This window comes from Neobacillus sp. PS3-40 (assembly GCF_030915485.1).
In the GTDB taxonomy this organism is placed as follows: Bacteria; Bacillota; Bacilli; order Bacillales; family Cytobacillaceae; genus JAUZPL01.
In genome coordinates this window covers 564,438-583,958 of sequence record NZ_CP133266.1, presented here as the reverse complement: position 1 = coordinate 583,958, position 19,521 = coordinate 564,438, and the positions used below count along the sequence as shown (strand labels likewise).

The following is a 19,521-nucleotide window of genomic DNA, read 5'->3' as shown; positions in this document are numbered from 1 at the left end:
AAAAATAAAAAGCCAGGTATATAACCCTGACTTTTATTCTATAAACCCTTTGCCTTTTAATTGCTCGTAAGCTTCACTTTGATTTTCTTCTTTGATTTGATACTCCAGTGTACCTTCTACGATTTTAGCGCAACGTCCGCCATAAGGTTTAAGGGCTTCTTTTATCTCTTTTAGATCAGCAGTGTCATTAACAGGATAATTTACTTTCATTATACACACCTCCTATAATAAATATAGGTAAATTGAAACATTTATGCAGTGATAAAGATAACAGTATGAATATGATCTTCTTATCTAAGTAGTGTCTTTTATTTTTGAAAAAATTACAATCGCTGCAATTTGACAAAAACTCTATTTCAATCTTACAGAATTAGTTCTTTAATTGTGCTTTTCAAGGTTGGTAAAGTAAAATTTTCTACCTTATTCTTTACGTCATGGGTATTTCACAAACTGTTTAATCAATTCATTTAACTTGATGGCTGCTTTAGTGGGAATCTGATGCTTTACATGTTCAATGAATTTTAATTCATTATACGGCAATTTTTTATGCAATATATTGGCATAATTATAAAATGATTTATCTTCATCACCATAGACCAGTAAAACAGGAAGGTGTATGTTTCCTAGGTATTGGGTACTATCATAATTCAAGCTATAACTGTAATACTGCTCGATATTTTTTGCATTTCCTTTTCGTGCTTCTGTAAACATCTTTAGGAATAACTCTTTAGTATTTGAATTGCTCCATGATATGGACCAAGCTAAAATTGATATGGCTCTAGCTTTTGCCAATTTAATTCCTAAAGAAATTCTCTTCTTTAGATTTCTATCCCTCACCTCTGAAATTCCGCTGATTACAATTCCCCCTAAAGCATTGTTAGGTGTTGTCAATAAAAATTCCAGGACAATAGATCCTCCTGTTGAATATCCACAAATAAATGCTTTTTTTATTTCTAGATGGTTCAACAGATGTCTAATATCCTCAACAATTAGTGAATAGGAAATCGTTTTTTTTGAATACTGACTCCTTCCATGGCCTCTTATATCAAAAGTAATAACTTTGAAATGTAGGGATAATTCATCTACTTGGTATCTAAAATTGATACTAGTAAGCACTGGAGGATGAATAAAAACAATAGGAATTCCATTTCCTTTAACAGAATAATATAGACTAATTCCGTCTACTTCCAAAATTGGCATGGATAGGCTCACCTCAATGAAAAGAACTTCAGTTTTGCGCTTTGATTTATACTATTTACAAAAAAGAGAAATTTGTAATTATCAATTTTAATCCAAAATACTTTTTTGAAAAAATGGAATGCGATTTAAGATAAATCGTAAGAAGGTTATTGTGTACCTTGATACCAATTGAAACTTTAAAGCGGTATTCCCTAAAATTTAAATTAAGGAATTCTTTATATGATTTTTCAACATGGAACAGAAACCATTGTAATTTTGTAATACTCGTTTAATGATTGGATTCCAAATCCATCCTGTCAACTTAACAACTATGCTCGTTATAAATCCAAGTAAGGCACTGCCTACAATATCAGATGGGTAATGTTGACCCATCCAAATGCGAGAGAATCCAGCAAGGAGTGCAAAAAAGCACATCACACAACCTAAGACACGCTTATACAATATGATAGATGTTGCTGCAGCAAATGCTAGAACGGTGTGTTTGCTTGGAAATGATGAATTACTTTTTGAAGGGGATGGGGGTAATAAATGAACCCAAAGATTCAAGAATGGACGACGTTTAAAATAGAACAGTTTAATCACTTTATTCATAATTATCGATATCCCAACCGAAAGTAATGCATTTAAAGTAATCTTTTTATGAAAGTTGTTACGAAACCACATGAAGATTAATATAAAGAAAAACAAATAGCGAACTTTCTGAGAAAAAGTAATTATCACCTTATCTACATGCTGATACCGACCAGCAAATTGGTTAATCAATCTAAATATCCTGTAGTCCATAAGAATGTCTCCTTCTATTTAATTGCAATTCCAATGGTAGTTTTTCTCTTTAATAAGTAAATATGTATGAAAGAGTCGACTAGTAGGAGAAATTACTGAAAGAGGTGATTAAAGTTGAATTCAAAAATAAAATTTGATTTACATACTCATCACGACCTTTGTGGACATGCTCAAGGCAAGATACAGGAATATATTGAAGCAGCAATAGATAGGGGGTTAAATGTTATAGGAATTGCAGATCATTCACCATACTTCACAAATGAAGAAGACCAGCCCTATCCTACTATTGCCATGCCTAAAAGCCATTTTTCCGATTATGTTCATGAAGTGCAACAGCTGAAGAAATTGTACAGTGGGAAAATTGACGTCCTGTTAGGAGTAGAATCAGATTTCTTTCCAGAGCAAATCGAAATATATCGTTCATATTATGAAAGATATCCCTTTGATTACATCATTGGGTCGGTTCACCATGTGGACGGGATTAACATTTTCGAAAAAGGTCGCTGGGATGGTCTTACTGAACAAGAAAAAATAAGAACTAAAGAAACATACTACTCTCTAATCAACCAATCTGCACGAAGTAGCATGTTTCAAATTCTTGGCCATATTGATGCTATGAAGGGATATTATCCTGCCTTTTCATTCATACAAACTGAAGCGGTCGAACAGACGTTAAAAATAATTGGAGAATGCGATATCGCCATTGAAATCAACACTTCTGGTAAAACAAAAGACGTAGGGGGCTGGTATCCATCCGATGAGATACTGGAGCTGGCACGGCACAATGGGGTGAAGGTTACCTTTGGGTCAGATGCCCATGATCCCCATAGAGTCGGGGATGAGTTTGAGATCGTTCAAACCCACCTTAAGGATATCGGGTTTAAGGAAATGGTGTATTTTAAAAACAAACAGAGAATTATTGTAAGACTCTAATATCCGTAACTAATTAATTTGTTATCCATCTTTGTCTAGTTGAGAAAATATTCGTTATTCCAGATAAAAGGTAAAAGTATAAATATTTATGATGGGAAGAAAATAAAGGTGGAAAGGAGGGCCTATAATAATGAAAAGTCAACGAATTCCGGAACATAAATTGAATGTTACAACCACAGTAGGCAAAGCCCTTGAAAATATGACTAGCATGGAATCTCCTAAGCCTATCGCTTCAGAAAAAAAAGAGGTAAACCAAAGTGATTTTAGTGAAGGAAAATAATAATTTAAATAATAGTTATTTAGTAGGCGGGGGCAGAGTCCTCTGCTTTTTTTGTATTGTGAATATCTAGAGGTCAGCTTCAAAAGGTGTCTGTATAACCGACTAGACAATTGAAGATCTCCTCTAAAATTGCGAAATCTAAAAATCTATTCTATTATTTACAAAAAGAATAATCCATCTTTTTAGACTCGATGGCAAAGAGATTGCACATTAAATAACATACAAAACGAATATGGCATTTCACGCCACCATTTAAAATGAAGAAGACTCTTAGTAAATGAACTAAACCAACATAGTAAGGAGCTGTAAGCGAAGTAGGTCTTCACTAATTCGATGCTGAAGGATTAAATTTTCATTACGAATTGGTTGTTCCAATTCTTTCGAGCGTAGCTTCGCCCCTTTTCTTCACACAAAAATGTATTTATCTAATAATGAAATTGAGGTAATAAAAATATGAAAGCACTTGTTTTTGAAAAATTTGGAGGTCCTGAAGTTCTACAATATAAAGAAATAGCTACTCCTTTCTGTAGCCAAGATGACATATTGGTAAAAACTAAGGCAATTGGTTTAAATTTTGCTGATATCTACAGAAGGAAGGGAAATTATCATTTAGTTGGGGATCCACCATATATCTTAGGATTCGAAGGATCCGGAATAGTTGAACAAGTAGGTATCAACGTTAAAGATATAAAAGTGGGGGACAGAATTGCCTTTGCAGATGTACCCTTTGCCAATGCAGAGTTAGTAGCAGTTCCACAGGAAAAAGCAATCCCTATTCCAAATGACATTTCTTTTCAAACAGCAACTTCTGTCCTGTTGCAAGGATTAACAGCACACTATTTAACAAATGATAGTTACAAGGTGAAAACTGGTGATACAGTTCTCATTCATGCGTCAGCAGGTGGGGTTGGTCAACTCTTAATTCAAATTGTCAAGCTTTCTGGGGGAAGGGTTATCGGGCTTACATCTTCTTCAATAAAGGCAAAAGTAGCAAAAAAGGTAGGTTGTGATGAAGTATTCTTATATAATGATGAATGGGTAGAAAAGGTACTTGAAATGACTGATGGGCGAGGTGTAGACGTTGTATATGAATCTGTGGGTTCTACAATATCATCTAGTTTTGCCGCAACTAAAATTGGAGGAACGGTAGTGTTTTTCGGCATGTCAGGAGGAGATCCTGAACCTATAGATCCAAGGATGTTGATGGATACCTCAAAAACCATTACAGGTGGAGACCTTTGGAATGTACTCACATCTCTTTCAGAAAGGCGTAATCGTGCCAATCAACTTTTTGAAATGATATTGAATAAGCAAATTAAAATAAATGAACCTACAATTTTTTCATTAAAAGATGGCGTTGAAGCACACAAATTACTTGAAAGCAGAAAAAGCTCCGGAAAAATATTATTGATACCTTAACAGATAAATAAAATAAGAATTTTGTGCAATCCTACTTTATTGGAATTACTCAATATTTGCCAATCTGTTGAATTTATATTGAAAAACTACTGGATAGTTGATATCATTACCCTAAAATTGTTATAATAAATTGTTTTTAACAGTATTGAGGGGGAACATTATTTTTATGTCAGTTGAAATAGGCAGCAAAGTAACAGGAAAAGTAACAGGTATCACAAATTTTGGAGCATTCGTTGAATTACCAGGAGGAACAACTGGTCTTGTGCATATCAGCGAGGTTGCAGATAGCTATGTAAAAGATGTTAATGACCATCTCAAAGTAGGCGATATGATTTTAGTAAAAGTGATTAGTGAGAAGGAAGGAAAAACAGCCTTATCAATCAAGAAAGCTATCGATAAGCCTGAAGGTCAAACTTCTTCTTATTCTCAACGCCCGCCACGCCAGGGAAGGGTTGATAGCCGTTCAAAAGGCAATTTCAAACCTAAGGAAAATTTTGAAGATAAAATGGCTAAATTTTTAAAGGCAAGTGAAGAGAATTTATCTACCCTTAAACGTAGTACTGAAACAAAACGAGGCGGTAGAGGCGGAAGACGCGGATAATCTGTTGCGTTTTTTAAAATATGATAAGGGAATCAGCAAAAGTTGCTGGTTCCTTTTACTTTTGTCATAAATAGCAACTAAAAGCCTAGGCAGATTTTCTACTGCTTAGGCTTTTGTTGTGTTTACTAGTAGGGAGGAACTTTTCCTGATTTCAGATAAAAAAGCTTTAAAATGAATGAAATCATAAAGATAAAAGATTTTATATGTAAACTAAATTTAATTTCTAGTTGACACAAACCGTGTTCACCTATTATTCTTAATTTAGATAAAATATTTTGGAGGTAGTATTTATGAAGCTAAGAACGACTGAAATTACACTAGCCGCCATGTTTGTCGCTTTAATGACAGTTGGTGCTAATATCACATCTATTGCACCTTTTTTAGTAATTGGGGGAGTACCGATAACACTACAAACATTTTTTGCCATTTTAGCTGGAGTGGTCCTTGGTAGTCGCTTAGGAGCTATATCAATGACTGTTTACGCTCTAGTGGGATTAGTGGGAGTTCCTGTATTTGCAAAATTTGGAGCTGGTCTGGGGACTATTATTAGCCCTACATTCGGTTTTATTATTTCCTTTATTTTTACTGCATTTGCTACTGGCTACATAATTGAAAAAATGAAAAAAACAGTTGGAGTATTTATTTTCGCCGCATTAATTGGCTTGGTCATCAATTATGTTATGGGCACAAATTTGATGTACGTTGCTTATAAATTTTGGAGTTCTGCGCCAGAAGGATTTACCTATAAAATGGCTTGGTTATGGATGGTCGTTCCTCTCCCTAAAGATATTTTTCTAGCAATTTTAGCAGGAATAGTGGGGCATCGTTTAGAACGGACTGTATTATCACGAAGTCAATTTAGAAAGTTAAGAAAAGCAAGTTAATATCAGTCTTTTTTTAGCTAATAAGAATTTATATAAAAAAAACCTAATCGGAAAATTTTTCGATTAGGTTTTTTTTATGGGTAAAAGGGTAATAAATAATATTCTTTTAAAGAAAAAAATCCTTAATTTCTGCAAATTTATACTGTAAGGTAAAATCTGTCGTTTTTATTAATTTTTTCAATTTTTTTATGGGGGTGATTGAACTTTGAATAAGAAAATAATAGTAAGCTTAATGGCTTCTTTATTATTAGTCGGAGTAGTTGGCTGCTCAAATGCACAAAGTAGTGGCAAAAAAATGGATGATAAACAAACACAACAAACGGGTAAAAAGAAAATGAATATGAGTAATAAAGAAATGAAAAATATGAAAAGTGATGATAAAAAGTAATATTTTCCCTGAATTTATTTTATTTCCATTCGTTCATTTAAAGGTGCGTTTCTGCTATTCGTAGAGGCGCATTTTTCAAACTTCAGGTTTCGGAAGTAGATTAGTTAAAAAATACATTTTGGACTAATTCTATCCCTTTTCTATAGTAGATTTTTTAACATAAAAAGGTTGGAAATGTGTATAAAACAAATTTAAAAGTTGGGTAAAAACAAATCTCGCAATCTTCGCTATATTATGTCAAAATATAGGTATTCTACTATTAAATTCTAGGGGGAATGTTCTTGGGTTTAGTCGGAATTTCAAGTTCATTTGGAACACCTAATCAAAGCTAGAAGTTTGTTAGTAAATTAGTTTTTCCATTTCTTCTAAAATCAAGGCTTTTTCTCAAACTTTGTTGTTATTCGCTGCTAATTTGCAGATTCTTACAAGTTTTACGGAATATATTATGGTCAAGTTGAGAGTGAAAAGAGCACGATACTAAGATTTATACGGGCTATGTCCATTTGTACGTAAAACAACAATCTATGCGAAAACAGCCAAAATCAATCGGGCTACTTAATCAATTATTTTACAATTTTTTCTTACATACATACCTATTTTTTGTAGTAGTACTAAGGTGGGAGTGATATATATTTTGGAAGAATCGTGGCAACTTATTATTTTTGTAGGGTCAATAACCCTATTTGCTACAGGCGCGGTTATGTCAATTCTCTTTCACAAAAATGCTCTTATCAGCGGACTAATCGCTAATACCTGCTCAATAATCGCAAATGTTGGTCTTATTGCAGGGGGGATTTTAGGACTCACAGAAAAGACGCTAACAGCCACCTTGTTTCGGGGGGTTTTTTCTTTTACCAATATCGAACTTAGAGTCAATGCATTTTCAGCTTTTTTTCTTCTCATTGTTGGTGTTATTGGATTGATTGTGACTATATATGCCATCGGGTATGTATCGGAATATAGGGGACGTAAATCAGTGTCGTTGTTGAACGCTGGAATGTTGATTTTTATTATGGCTATGGCTGGTGTTGTTATGGCCGGAAGCATTTTTACTTTTTTAATAGCTTGGGAAGTCATGTCTGTTATTTCATACTTTCTTGTAATCTATGAACATGAAAAGCCTGAAGTGCAAAAGGCTGGATTAATTTATGTAATTATGACCCATATCGGAACCGTTTTTTTGACGATCGCCTTTTTTATTCTTCATTATTACAGTGGTAGTTATGAATTTCAACAAATGAACCATATCCATTTGCCACAGTCGGCTCAATCTTGGGTCTTTATCTGTGCTCTGATTGGTTTTGGAACCAAAGCGGGACTTGTACCAATGCATATCTGGTTGCCGAGGGCACATCCTAGTGCACCAAGTCATATATCCGCTTTAATGTCTGGTGTTATGATTAAAACTGCCATTTACGGTTTTCTCCTAATTACGATGCAGTTTTTGCAATCAGGACCGCTTTGGTGGGGAATTGCCGTCATTGTTATTGGAGGAAATACCGCTCTATTTGGTGTATTGCATGCATTGGGAAAGATTGATCAGAAACAGATGCTTGCTTATAGCAGTATCGAAAATATGGGATTGATGTTCATAGGAATTGGGATTGCATTGATTTTCCTATCAAAAGGACAACCGTTATTAGCTTCGTTCGCATTGCTTGCTGTCTTGTACCATTTAATCAATCATGCTTTGTTTAAGAGCCTTTTGTTTATGGGGGCAGGCGCCGTTCTTATGGAATGTCATACGAAGAACATGAATCTGCTCGGCGGTTTAATCAGACGAATGCCTTGGACAGCATTGTTCATGCTAATCGGTTCATTATCAGTTGCTGCAATGCCACCGATGAATGGTTTCATCAGTGAGTGGATGCTGTTTCAATCCATCTTTACTCTAGGATTTTTTGGTAACAGTATCGCAATGCATTTATTTGGGGCGCTTATGATTGCTGTATTGGCAATGGTCGGCGCATTGGTTGCATTTTTATTTATTCGTTTCTTTTCTATGACATTTCTGGCACTTCCACGTTCGAATATGGCTGAGCAAGCACATGAAGTACCCCGTCCTATGCTCATTGGAATGGGAATCTTGTCTGCAGCCTGTATCCTTTTAGGCGTTATTCCTTTTGTGATATTTGGTGTAATTCAAAAAACAATAAAGGCACTTGTAGGGGGTTCTTCCATTCCTTCTTTTTCCATTACCCCAGCGATGGTAAGTACCGGATTTAGTAAAATATCGATTGGGACAACAGTGCTTATGATTCTATGTGGATTGTTGATTGCGTGGGCAATTACACAATTTATTGGTGGCAAGACAAAAACCATTCGAGGAGAAACATGGGCCTGTGGGATCACTCTAGTTCCGCGAATGACTTATACGGCTAGTGGTTTCAGTAAACCTGTCCGTGTCGCTTTTCGACTGTTGATGAAGTCGTCGCGCAGTCTCATTACTGACAAAAACCCTCGAAATCCCTACTTTGTCCGAGGGTATACATATGTTAGTCGAATTCCACTGATTATAGAAGATTTTTTATATAAACCAATCATGAATTTACTTGTTGCAGGAGCAAATATTTTCCGGAAGATTCAAAACGGAATTGTGCAAAGTTATTTACTGTATTTACTTGCGACACTGGTATTCATGCTTATTTGGGTAATGGGAAGGTAGTGAGCGGATGGTATCGATTATCTTGCAAATTATACAATTTTTGTCCATTTTATTGATTGCCCCGCTTCTTACAGGAGCAATTAAGAAATCGAAAGCATTACTGCAAGGTAGAGTAGGACCACGTCTTCTTCAACCGTACTTTGATCTATATAAGTACATGCACAAAGACTCATTCGTATCTAAGAACGCTTCGTGGATTTTCTTGGTTACACCCTATATTGTTTTTGGTGCGACTCTTACTGCATCGGCACTTATTCCTGCGTTTGTTCATCAAACTTTATATTCTTTTACTGGGGATATTGTCCTCATTATTTACCTGTTTGCTTTATCCCGGTTCTTTATTAGTATGTCAGCTGTTGATACTGGAAGTTCCTTTGGTGCACAAGGTGCGAGTCGGGATTTGTTTATTTCCTCGCTAGCAGAGCCAGTGTTGTTTATTACAATATTAGGTACAGCCCTTCCTGCTAAAACGACCAATCTCTCCGCTATCATTGCACATCTTTTGGAGATAGGACTACCTATTTCACCAGCTTATTTTATGATACTCGTTGCATTTGTAATCCTTCTTGTAACTGAGACAGGAAGAGTTCCAGTGGATAATCCTGATACACACCTTGAATTGACCATGATTCATGAAGGGCCCTTGCTTGAATACTCAGGTAAACCATTAGCCTTACTTATGTGGAGCGCTTGGATCAAGCAGGCCGCATTATTTACGCTGTTTATTGATTTATGTATTCCCTGGGGGCCAAACGTGTCCACTGGAGGGTGGGCCCTCCTTACGGGACCGCTCCTATTCTTTTTAAAGATGTTTGGTGTTGGTTTGATCATGGCCTGTATCGAAATAGCCAATGCTAAAATGCGCTTATTTAAAGTTCCAAGATTATTAGCAGCTGCCTTTTTATTATCATTCTTTTCACTTATTACCGAATATTTGTTGTAAGGGGATAAAAACAGATGAACCTTTTCTTGGAAACGTCGGTGATGTTAGTTGTCTCAAGCCTTCTGTTGGTCTGGTTGAAGTCGATCAGAACCGCCATTAAAATCCTGTCGTTACAGTCCTTCTTTCTAGGGATTACCGGCTTTCTATTGGCATGGGAAACAGGAGAGGTGGATATGTACATTATGGCTATACTTACGATTGTGGTAAAAGCAATCGTCATCCCTAGCATCCTCGATTCAACGATGCGAAAAATGTACATAAAGCGAGAAACTGACAAGTTTATCGGGCGAGAAATTTCACTTTTAAGTGCAGCTGGTCTCGTTGTTTTCAGTTATGTTATTACTAAACCGCTAGGTGTTATCATGTCGGATTCTGGACATCCTTATTTACCCAATGCCATCTCCATGTTACTTATTGGATTGTTTGTAATGATCACTCATAAAAAAGCAATTATGCAAGGGATTGGTCTAATTGTAATCGAAAACGGTTTATTTCTGTTTGCTCTTTCGGCTTCAGGAGGGATGCCGTTTATGGTGGACATTGGTATCTTTTTAGATGTCTTTGTATCTGTTATTTTGATTAGTCTCCTTAGCTATCGAATGGATCAAACCTTCAAGAGTATTAGTACAGATTGGCTGAGAAAGTTAAAGGGGTGATGAACATGTTACCGTTATGGACATTGATTATACCTACAGTTACGGCGTTGTTGTGTTTTTTTCTGAAAAAAATTCGGGTTATCGAATGGGTTCATCTTGTAGGGAGTAGCATCACTTCCATATTGGCCATTTGGCTGGTATGTGAAGTGGCAGTAGGAGGAACGGTAAGTAGTAATACTAACCAATTTTTTTATGTGGATGCTCTAGGTTCCATCGTTATTGCGATTGTTGCCATCATCGGATGGACCGCAGCCCTAAACTCGATCGGATATATCCGGAATGAATATCATGAAGGAGTCATCGATCAGAAACAGCTTCGGCAGTATTACTTTTGGTATCACCTATTTATTGCCTCAATGCTGATGGTTTGTGTCGTTAATAATATGGGACTGCTTTGGGTTGGTATCGAAGCAACCACGATTGTTTCGGCATTTCTAGTGGCTCTTTACCGAAAAGGAGAGGCACTTGAAGCCGCATGGAAATATTTAATGATTTGTGGAGCAGGAATCGCGATTGCTCTTCTAGGAGTTATTCTCCTCTATTCGTCGGTAGTCAATACACTTGGCACATCTCCAGAGGTTCTAAACTGGTCTTTTCTCAAGGATCCAAGCATTAAGCTTCAGCCTTCAATGGTTAGCTTGTCTTTTGTGTTTCTAATTGTTGGGTTGGGAACCAAGATTGGTTTTGCGCCGCTGCACTTTTGGTTGCCGGATGCACATAGTCAAGCGCCTTCGCCCATCAGCGCCGTGTTATCTGGAGTTCTTCTGAATTGTGCTTTACTTGTTTTGATTCGTTTTGCTGTCATTGCGGAGCATACGATAAGCGGGGATGTTATCCGACATTTATTTATCGGCTTTGGCCTCTTATCCATTGCTGTGGCTTTTCCATTTATAATGGTGCAGCAAGATTTAAAACGGATGTTGGCTTTTTCTACCATTGAACATATGGGCATAATTGCCGTGGCAATTGGGATTGGAGGCGTTCTTGGGTTCACTGCAGCTTTGCTGCAAATGTTTAATCATTCCATGGCGAAATCGCTGCTTTTTTTAACCTCAGGGAATATGATTCAAAAGTACAAGTCAAAACAGATGACTCGAATCACTGGTGGAATCAAGACAATGCCGATTACGGGTTTCATGTTGCTTGTTAGCTCTTTGGCCATAACAGGGGTGCCACCCTTAAATTTATTTACAAGTGAGTTTTCCATAATTTCAGTAGGGTTTTCAGAGGGACATCCGATTGTGGTTTCTTTCATGATCGCATGGTTGGCTTTAATTTTTGGAGCAATGTTGTTTCATATTAGTAAAATGGTATTCGGAACGTCCCGTGATAAACTGGCAGTTGGAGATTTAAGCCGATGGTCTACACTACCGCTCTTACTCCCATTTGTCTTTGTCGTGGTATTCGGTGTGTATATCCCACCTGTTATTTCAGACTTGATTCATCAGGCTGCAATTATTATGGGAGGTTGAGTTTTGTGAAGATTGAAGTGATACATGCTGATCGAAACCAATTGGAGAAAGCGTATAAATCAGTAATGGGACCACACTTTCGTCTGCTCACCATGGTTGCGAGCGATGAAAAGGAATTAGGGATTGACCGTTTCAAACTTCGGTATTTTTTCGCAGTAGGGGACAATCGGGTATTGGTATTGGAAACGGTGGTTCCTGAGGAGGATCCTTCCTTTTCTTCTCTAGCAGAATTATTGCCTGCAGCTGCTTGGTATGAAAGGGAAGCATATGATTTATTTGGTACACGGCCCGTTGGACACCCTGATCTAAGAAGTCTTATTTTGCATGACGATTTTCCTGAAGGTGTTTATCCACTCCGTAAGGATTTTCCTCTTGATCAAATAGAACCTAGGAGTGGTAATGGCGTTTTTTCTTATCCAAGGGTTGAGGGAGAAGGAGTTTTTGAAATTCCTGTTGGTCCGATTCATGCTGGAGTTATCGAACCTGGCCATTTTCGCTTCCAAGTGATGGGGGATACCATATTTCATTTAGAAGCCCGACTTTTTTACACACATCGCGGTATGGAAAAGCGAAGCGAAGGAATGGATGTAATGGAAGGTTCGTTACTTGCTGAACAACTTTGCGGAGTTTGCAGTGTTTCCCATGCACTTTCATATGCACAGGCTGTTGAACAGATTGCTGGCTTGACTATTCCGGAACGTGCACTCTACATCCGCTCTTTGTTAGCTGAGATGGAGCGGTTGTACAACCATGTCGGGGACATTGGGAATATATGTGCTGGAATCGGCTTTGCCTTCGGCTCAAATCATGGTGCACGGTTAAAAGAAACGCTGATGCAATTAAATGCCCGGATCTTCAATCACCGTTATCTCAGGGGTATGATCATTCCAGGTGGTGTTTTAAGAGATTTAACCAGTGAACAATTAAACGAAATTTCTCGCATTTCACTGGACGTTGCGTTTAAGATCCAACAGATCATCCATGATATTTTAGAAAATAACATTGCCTTGGATCGTTACCGGAAAACGGGAATCTTGAAAGAGGATATTGCCGAACAATTTGCAGTGGTCGGACCTGCTGCTCGTGCGTCAAATATTGATATGGATGCTCGCAAAGACTTTCCACACGCGGCATATCAGGAGCTTCAGTTTGAAGTACCTGTTTTAGAAGATGGGGATGTGTTAGCCCGGTTTTTAATTCGTGCTGTGGAATCCACACAATCAGCGAAATTAATAAGGCAAATCATCGAGAAAATTCCCAAAGGTGATATTCGTATTCCGTTAGGTGAACTGCCAGCATATCAATACGGAATAGGAATAACGGAGTCACCAAGAGGAGAAAATGTCCATTTTGTAATGACGGGATTAAATAATACGATTTATCGGTACCGTGTCAGGTCTGCTTCATATGCAAATTGGCCAGCTGTTCCTACTGCGGTCCCAGGTAATATCGTTCCGGATTTTCCTTTAATTAATAAAAGCTTTGAACTCTGTTACTCTTGTTGTGACCGTTAGTTCAGGTGCAATAAAGAAAGGAAGGTAGTCCAATGTTCTTCGTTTTGAAGCAGTTATGGAAATATGGTATTGGTACCATGCCACTTCAAGATTTACGTTCAAACTCAACAACATTAGATACACCCACGCCAGACATCACTACTGCTGTCCATCCAAAATTGGATGTTGTAAATGATTTGGATCAACTGCTAGAAAAGGCGCCCGGGCTTATCAAAAAAATATTTGGGAGATCATTGCATATCCGCCATTTAGACTCAGGTTCTTCAAATGCTTGTGAGTGGGAAATTAATGCCTTACTTAACCCGGTGTATGATGTGCAACGTTTTGGTATCGACTTTGTGGCATCCCCCCGTCATGCCGATATGTTACTAGTAACTGGCGGGGTTACTCGTAATCTTGAGGAAGCCGTTCGTAAAACCTTTGAGGCAGTCCCATCTCCAAAATTGGTAGTTGCGATTGGCGATGATGCATGTGGTATTGGATTAATTGGTAGAACGTATGCCCATTATGGGGGGGTGGATCAAATCATCCCAGTGAACGTCTATGTTCCTGGTGCTCCACCTTCGCCTATTGAAATCCTAAATGGAATACTAAAAGCAGTTGAACAAACACAATAGATTGGATTTTCGGTACATAATTTTATGCGTGAAGAAAAACGGTAAGTCTGTTGAGAGATTTAGCGTTTTTTCTATGATTTCAAATTTAATTATTTTAAAAAAATTAAACTTTTAAAAGAGAAAATGTTGGAGATTTATGTTATAGCAGAATTTATTAAGATTAAGAGGGAAATATGAAATAGTGCATAAACAAAATTTAACAGTAAATTCTATACATGATAAGAGAATGAAAAAAGGAGGCACATCGTGAAACCATATGAAATAACTAGCATGATTATTGATGACGATTTTGATAGTGAAGAATACGCTTCAGTTGAATTTACTCATAATAAAAAAGAGTATAGCATTACTTTAAAAAAAGCAGACCTTGAGTTAATTAATGCCTGGATATTTGAGGACGGTACATCTATTCCAGCAAACTTATCGGATACTCTTATTGAATCAATAAGAGAGGAAGTAAAAAGGAGAATCTAGTCACATGTACTAGATTTTTTAATTATTTAGGAAATTTTAAAATCATAACATGTAAGCAAGAAGAATGCACCAAGTAGACAAAACTTTCATGTGCATTCTTTTTGCTTTTAAACATAAGGGGTATTGATTTTCCACTGTATTTTTTAAAATAGCACCATTTCAGTTAGTGAAGGAATAAATAGATTCTCCTTACTTTTTCTTTTTTGAATTATCTACTATAAGTTTACTTTTATTAACTTTTTCTAAGATAACTTGCACATGAATACTATTTTCATCTACACTATTAACGCTTGAAACCTTTCCTTTACGACCTTTAATTGTTAGATCTTCACCCACGGATGGTACATGTTTAAGTAGTTGACTTAGTAAAAGGTTTTTGTTTTCGAAAAAATAAACAACATTCATTTTGGCATCTCCTATTTCATATAGTATTTGGTACATAAAAAAACTCATATTGTACCTTTCTATAAAATATTTAATTTTTGATAGATTTAGACCAAATTATGAATATAAAAGTTTTGAAAAATAATACAGATGATGAAGCCAACTATATACTTGTTTAATAGGGTTGTTTAATTGAAAAGGAATATCTGTTTAAGTTATTTTGGTAAGTCATTCACTTCATTTGCAACCCGTATTCCAGATTCAATAGCACCTTGCATCCAACCATGGGTGAGTGTTGTATGTTCTCCTGCAAAGTGCACTCTTCCTTCTGGCATTGTGATATAAGGATAAATTTCGGTTTCCTGACTCGGTACAAAGGTCACGAAAGCTCCAGTAGAAAATGGATTATCGACCCAACTAAAGGAAGCTCCTGAAACAAATTCAGAATACACTTGGTCTCCGTAAATTTCAGCTAGGTTCCTTAGAGCATACTGAATCCGATCTTCTTTTGATTGACCGTTCCAGGTTAAAGCCTCATCCGCCCATGTATAACTTGCCAAAACTACAGCAGGCCCATTGGTACCAATCCCCTGACTTGGGTAATAAGTGAAGCGAATCGGCAGATCAGTAATGGATTTACCACCATTTTGTCCGTACCTTTCCCAAAATCTACTTTTGAATTCAATTCCGATTTTTGTTGAACTCATATAGTTCAGTTCTCGAATCGCTCTTCGTTTATAATAAGAAAAAGAATGGTAGGGTTCCACTTTTACAAATCGTAACACGGAAAAGGGGATGGTAACGATGGCAAGATCACTAGTTATAGTTGAATTCTCTAAGGTGTGCTGATGGGTGGAATGAATGGTTACACTGTGGTTATATTGGACAATTTTCGTCATCCTTTGGTAGAACCTAATGTCTTCATTTAATTGAGGGAGAAATCCCCTCGGCAGCAGATCCATACCGCCAGTTATCTCATAGAAACGATCAGTGCTTAGGATAAAATCTTCACGTAAAAATTCAATAAATGACATCCCCATATATGCCTCTAAGTCAAGGAGCACACCGATCATATCCACTGCTCCATCTGAAAAAGTCGTTCCATATTTATAATGGTAAGATTTTAAGAAAGAACCTAGTGAGTAGTTTTTAAATTCTTTTTCTACAAGAGCCCAATTTCTCTTTGGGTCCATCTTTATAAAGTCGATAATTGGCTTTTTAGCTAAATTAATCAGTTCCTCTGCGCTCATGCCTCTTTCATTAGGGGCAACAGGAAAGTTTAGAATACCTGGATTACGTTCAAAAATGTTAAGACGTGTTTTGATACCATTGATATAAAGAATATCCGTAGGAGTTCGGTTAATAAACTGGTTCCTGGGTAGACCAAATTTATCAATATACGCTAAGGTCAAAAAATGGGTACTAGGAATGCGCATTGGACCCGCGTTTAAATAAAGCCCATTGCTAAAGGGTGAACGGATTGTATAGGCACGTCCGCCAACAATGTTGTTGGCTTCTAGGATTGTGACGTTATGCCCTGCCTCCTTCAATAGAGAAGCTGCAACCAGACCTGCTAGTCCTGCACCAACAATAGTAATATGCTTGGGCACATGTGACTTTTTAAGACCATTTCTAATAATGCTAATCATTTGTTCAGTCGTTAATTGATGATTTATGTGATTAGGCATCTCATCGCCCCTTGTGAAAAGATTTATTACATTGTATTCACTTGCAGAGATGCCTATGTGTTCAGGAGTTATTGGGAAAAGATATCCTAACAGACTAGCTTACTTAATCAATTAACTTATATATTTTATGAAACTAAGAAAAAAGCAGTTTTACTGAAAATCCAGACCATCTAATAATGCAAAGAAATACAGTATTCCGGCACCATTTTTCTTGTCAGTATAACTTACATAAGTAGTATGATAATTAAATATGGTATAAAAAGGAATATGCTGTTATGATAATTTTATCAATATGTAGTAAATAATTGGATATTTATGTGTAAAAGTAGTTATGTCGGTCAATAAGTAATCATTTATTTGTTTATTTTGAACGTTTGTATTGGCACTTGGCAATTTTTAGTTGATATTTATAACTGTTTAATTGTTAATGAATCCAAACCTTTTCTAATATTAATTTCTATTACTCTTTTTTAGCTAATCAGAATTTATATACATAGATTCTGCTAGCGCATAAGGGCAACTACGCTTCTGTCATCGCCCTTAGGGGCTGGCCAATCAGCGAGTTTTCTTTATTTTTATCTTTTTCCATTATTTATAGATTTCTTTATCACGAAAGGAGGGCGTGAATGGATACTATTTATTTAATTAGTTTTTTGGTTGGAGGCATATTTATTTTTACATCGTTCCTTTTGGGTGGAATACTTCACACTGATTTCCATGTCGAAGGAGAAATTCCTTTTTTATCCCCTTCCGTTATTGCTACATTTGTGACAATGTTTGGTGCAATGGGACTTTTTTTTGAAAAAACGTTTCATTTACCGCCATTTGAAGTTACATTATTGTCTATATTTATTGGAATAGTCTCGTCCACTTTACTGATTTTTCTCGTCATGATTCCTCTTCAAAAAGCCCAAAAAAGCAATGCCAAAGGTTCAAAAGAAATGATTGGTAAAGATGCAGAAGTTTTGGCAACAGTATCACAGCATTCAAAAGGTGAAATTGTCTACACCCAGGCAGGCTTCCGAATGAGTGCCCCTGCTATTACAGATGGGTCCTCTTTGTTACCGGGAGAAAAAGTAAGAATTGTAGATGTGCAAAAAGGTGTTTTTAAAATTGAAAAGAAACTAAAGGAGGAAATCTAAATGTCTTTGTCTTATCTATTTCCTGTAATCGGCATTCTTCTATTGATTGCTCTTGTTTTCATCGTCTTGCACTGGTATGTTCCTGTACGGGCAGATGAAGCTATGATTGTTACTGGGGCTACAAAAGAAGGAATGAAAATCGTAAAAGGTGGAGGAGCTTTGGTTATTCCGATTATCCAACAAAAACAGTTCCTTTCACTAAGAGTGCATACGCTTGATATTAAAACCCCGGAAGTGTATACGGAACAAGGTGTACCAGTTATGGTCAATGGTGTAGCTCAGATCAAAATCAAAGGGGATACTGAGTCAATCATGACAGCTGCTGAACAATTTCTAGGGAAAACAGATGATGAACTACGAATGATAGCAACAGAAACCATGGAGGGTCACCTTCGTGCTATTCTTGGAACGATGACAGTGGAAGAAATCTATAAAAACCGTGATAAGTTTGCCACTGAAGTTCAAAGTCAAGCTGCCACAGATTTAAATAAAATGGGTTTACAAATTGTTTCATTTACGATTAAGGATGTACGAGACAATAACGGATATTTAGACGCTCTTGGTCGACCTCAAATTGCTTCAGTTGTTAAAGACGCAGAGATTGCAGAAGCAAATTTCATGCGTGATCAACAAATTGCCAAAGCACAAGCGCGCGAGGAAGGACAAAAAGCAGATTATGTAGCGGATACCAATATTGCCGAAGCCAATAAAGAAATGGAAGTAAAAAAAGCTGCATTTAAACTGCAACAAGATGTTAAGCAGGCAGAAGCAGATCAAGCGTATAAACTTCAAACGGCAAAATCCTTACAGCAAGTAAAAGCAGAAGAAATGCAGATAATGATCGTTGAACGAGAAAAGAAAATTGAGCTTGAGCAAAAAGAAATCACGAGACGTGAAAAAGAACTAGAAGCAACGGTCAAAAAGCAAGCAGATGCCAATCGTTATGCTCAAGAACAACAAGCTGAAGGAAATCAATATCAAATTGTAGCTCAAGCAAAAGCAGATGCAGAAAAAGTACGCTTAGCGGGTCTTGCAAAAGCGGATGCAGAAAGAGCAGAAGGAAATGCACAAGCTGAAGTTATTCGTTCAAAAGGACTTGCAGAAGCAGATGCGAAAGACAAAATCGCAGAAGCCATGAAAAAATACGGAGAAGCAGCGATTGCAGAAATGATGATCAGGCAATTCCCTGCAATTGCTGCAGCAATTGCTCAACCATTATCTCAAACTGATAAACTCGTAGTGATTGATAATGGATCAAACAAGGGCGGTGGTGCAGGAAAAGTTACAGGGTATGTGACAGATCTGATGGCCCAATTACCCGAAACAGTAGAGGCATTAACGGGGGTAAATCTAGTTAAAATGCTCGAAAACTTTGCTGAGAAAGGGGAAAAAAAGGAATAAAGAAAAAACATAGAGTGAATCTATCGGTTTTGTAATATCAGAACTATTAGCACACCCATTTGGATAAAAATTTGGGT

Annotated in this window: 20 protein-coding genes; 15 read left to right on the top strand and 5 right to left on the bottom strand. The window is 36.9% G+C overall.

Annotated features, from left to right (window positions below):
• Positions 1-33: 33 nt before the first annotated feature.
• The 3 genes from RCG20_RS02920 to RCG20_RS02910 form a co-directional block, all read right to left on the bottom strand.
• Complete coding sequence (locus tag RCG20_RS02920; protein WP_308182736.1) at positions 34-210, bottom strand: hypothetical protein; 177 nt, start codon at positions 208-210, stop codon at positions 34-36.
• A gap of 222 nt (positions 211-432) precedes the next feature.
• Positions 433-1,200, bottom strand: coding sequence for an alpha/beta fold hydrolase (locus RCG20_RS02915; protein ID WP_308182735.1), 768 nt, complete (start codon positions 1,198-1,200; stop codon positions 433-435).
• A 198-nt stretch (positions 1,201-1,398) separates the two neighbouring features.
• The gene (locus RCG20_RS02910) at positions 1,399-1,983 is read right to left on the bottom strand and encodes a phosphatase PAP2 family protein (protein ID WP_308182734.1); all 585 of its coding nucleotides are present in this window, start codon (positions 1,981-1,983) and stop codon (positions 1,399-1,401) included.
• A gap of 126 nt (positions 1,984-2,109) precedes the next feature.
• Here RCG20_RS02910 and RCG20_RS02905 point away from each other — a divergent pair, with 126 nt between their 5' ends.
• From RCG20_RS02905 to RCG20_RS02845, 13 genes are all read left to right on the top strand, one after another.
• Entirely contained in the window at positions 2,110-2,916 is an 807-nt protein-coding gene (locus tag RCG20_RS02905) for a histidinol-phosphatase (RefSeq protein WP_374120525.1), read from the top strand.
• Positions 2,917-3,046: 130 nt separating this feature from the next.
• Positions 3,047-3,196 (top strand): hypothetical protein, encoded by a 150-nt coding sequence (locus tag RCG20_RS02900; RefSeq protein WP_308182732.1) that lies wholly within the window; start codon positions 3,047-3,049, stop codon positions 3,194-3,196.
• 453 nt (positions 3,197-3,649) lie between these two features.
• Positions 3,650-4,615, top strand: coding sequence for a quinone oxidoreductase family protein (locus tag RCG20_RS02895; protein ID WP_308182731.1), 966 nt, complete (start codon positions 3,650-3,652; stop codon positions 4,613-4,615).
• A gap of 166 nt (positions 4,616-4,781) precedes the next feature.
• On the top strand, positions 4,782-5,216 hold the full coding sequence (locus RCG20_RS02890) for a S1 domain-containing RNA-binding protein (protein ID WP_308182730.1): 435 nt from the start codon (positions 4,782-4,784) through the stop codon (positions 5,214-5,216).
• Between the two features lie 290 nt (positions 5,217-5,506).
• Positions 5,507-6,100 (top strand): biotin transporter BioY, encoded by a 594-nt coding sequence (locus tag RCG20_RS02885; RefSeq protein ID WP_308182729.1) that lies wholly within the window; start codon positions 5,507-5,509, stop codon positions 6,098-6,100.
• A 205-nt stretch (positions 6,101-6,305) separates the two neighbouring features.
• Positions 6,306-6,488: a hypothetical protein gene (locus tag RCG20_RS02880; RefSeq protein WP_308182728.1), complete on the top strand. Its 183-nt coding sequence runs from the start codon at positions 6,306-6,308 to the stop codon at positions 6,486-6,488.
• 634 nt (positions 6,489-7,122) lie between these two features.
• Positions 7,123-9,153: a proton-conducting transporter transmembrane domain-containing protein gene (locus tag RCG20_RS02875; RefSeq protein WP_308182727.1), complete on the top strand. Its 2,031-nt coding sequence runs from the start codon at positions 7,123-7,125 to the stop codon at positions 9,151-9,153.
• A 7-nt stretch (positions 9,154-9,160) separates the two neighbouring features.
• A complete protein-coding gene (locus RCG20_RS02870) occupies positions 9,161-10,096 on the top strand; it encodes a respiratory chain complex I subunit 1 family protein (protein ID WP_308182726.1) in 936 nt (311 codons plus the stop codon).
• A 14-nt stretch (positions 10,097-10,110) separates the two neighbouring features.
• Entirely contained in the window at positions 10,111-10,752 is a 642-nt protein-coding gene (locus tag RCG20_RS02865; RefSeq protein WP_308182725.1) for a hydrogenase, read from the top strand.
• 5 nt (positions 10,753-10,757) lie between these two features.
• Positions 10,758-12,224 carry a hydrogenase 4 subunit F gene (locus tag RCG20_RS02860; RefSeq protein WP_308182724.1) on the top strand — a complete coding sequence of 489 codons (1,467 nt, stop codon included), beginning with the start codon at positions 10,758-10,760 and terminating at the stop codon, positions 12,222-12,224.
• Between the two features lie 5 nt (positions 12,225-12,229).
• Positions 12,230-13,738, top strand: coding sequence for a hydrogenase large subunit (locus RCG20_RS02855; RefSeq protein ID WP_308182723.1), 1,509 nt, complete (start codon positions 12,230-12,232; stop codon positions 13,736-13,738).
• Positions 13,739-13,770: 32 nt separating this feature from the next.
• Complete coding sequence (locus tag RCG20_RS02850; RefSeq protein ID WP_308182722.1) at positions 13,771-14,355, top strand: NADH-quinone oxidoreductase subunit B family protein; 585 nt, start codon at positions 13,771-13,773, stop codon at positions 14,353-14,355.
• Between the two features lie 246 nt (positions 14,356-14,601).
• Complete coding sequence (locus RCG20_RS02845; RefSeq protein ID WP_308182721.1) at positions 14,602-14,829, top strand: hypothetical protein; 228 nt, start codon at positions 14,602-14,604, stop codon at positions 14,827-14,829.
• Positions 14,830-15,018: 189 nt separating this feature from the next.
• Here the strand turns inward: RCG20_RS02845 and RCG20_RS02840 are convergent, their stop codons facing one another.
• Complete coding sequence (locus tag RCG20_RS02840) at positions 15,019-15,234, bottom strand: hypothetical protein (protein WP_308182720.1); 216 nt, start codon at positions 15,232-15,234, stop codon at positions 15,019-15,021.
• A gap of 194 nt (positions 15,235-15,428) precedes the next feature.
• On the bottom strand, positions 15,429-16,901 hold the full coding sequence (locus RCG20_RS02835; RefSeq protein ID WP_308182719.1) for a flavin monoamine oxidase family protein: 1,473 nt from the start codon (positions 16,899-16,901) through the stop codon (positions 15,429-15,431).
• Positions 16,902-17,527: 626 nt separating this feature from the next.
• Here RCG20_RS02835 and RCG20_RS02830 point away from each other — a divergent pair.
• Together RCG20_RS02830 and RCG20_RS02825 are read left to right on the top strand one after the other, a co-directional pair.
• Positions 17,528-18,043: an NfeD family protein gene (locus RCG20_RS02830; protein WP_308182718.1), complete on the top strand. Its 516-nt coding sequence runs from the start codon at positions 17,528-17,530 to the stop codon at positions 18,041-18,043.
• On the top strand, positions 18,044-19,444 hold the full coding sequence (locus RCG20_RS02825) for a flotillin family protein (protein WP_308182717.1): 1,401 nt from the start codon (positions 18,044-18,046) through the stop codon (positions 19,442-19,444).
• Positions 19,445-19,521 lie beyond the last annotated feature (77 nt).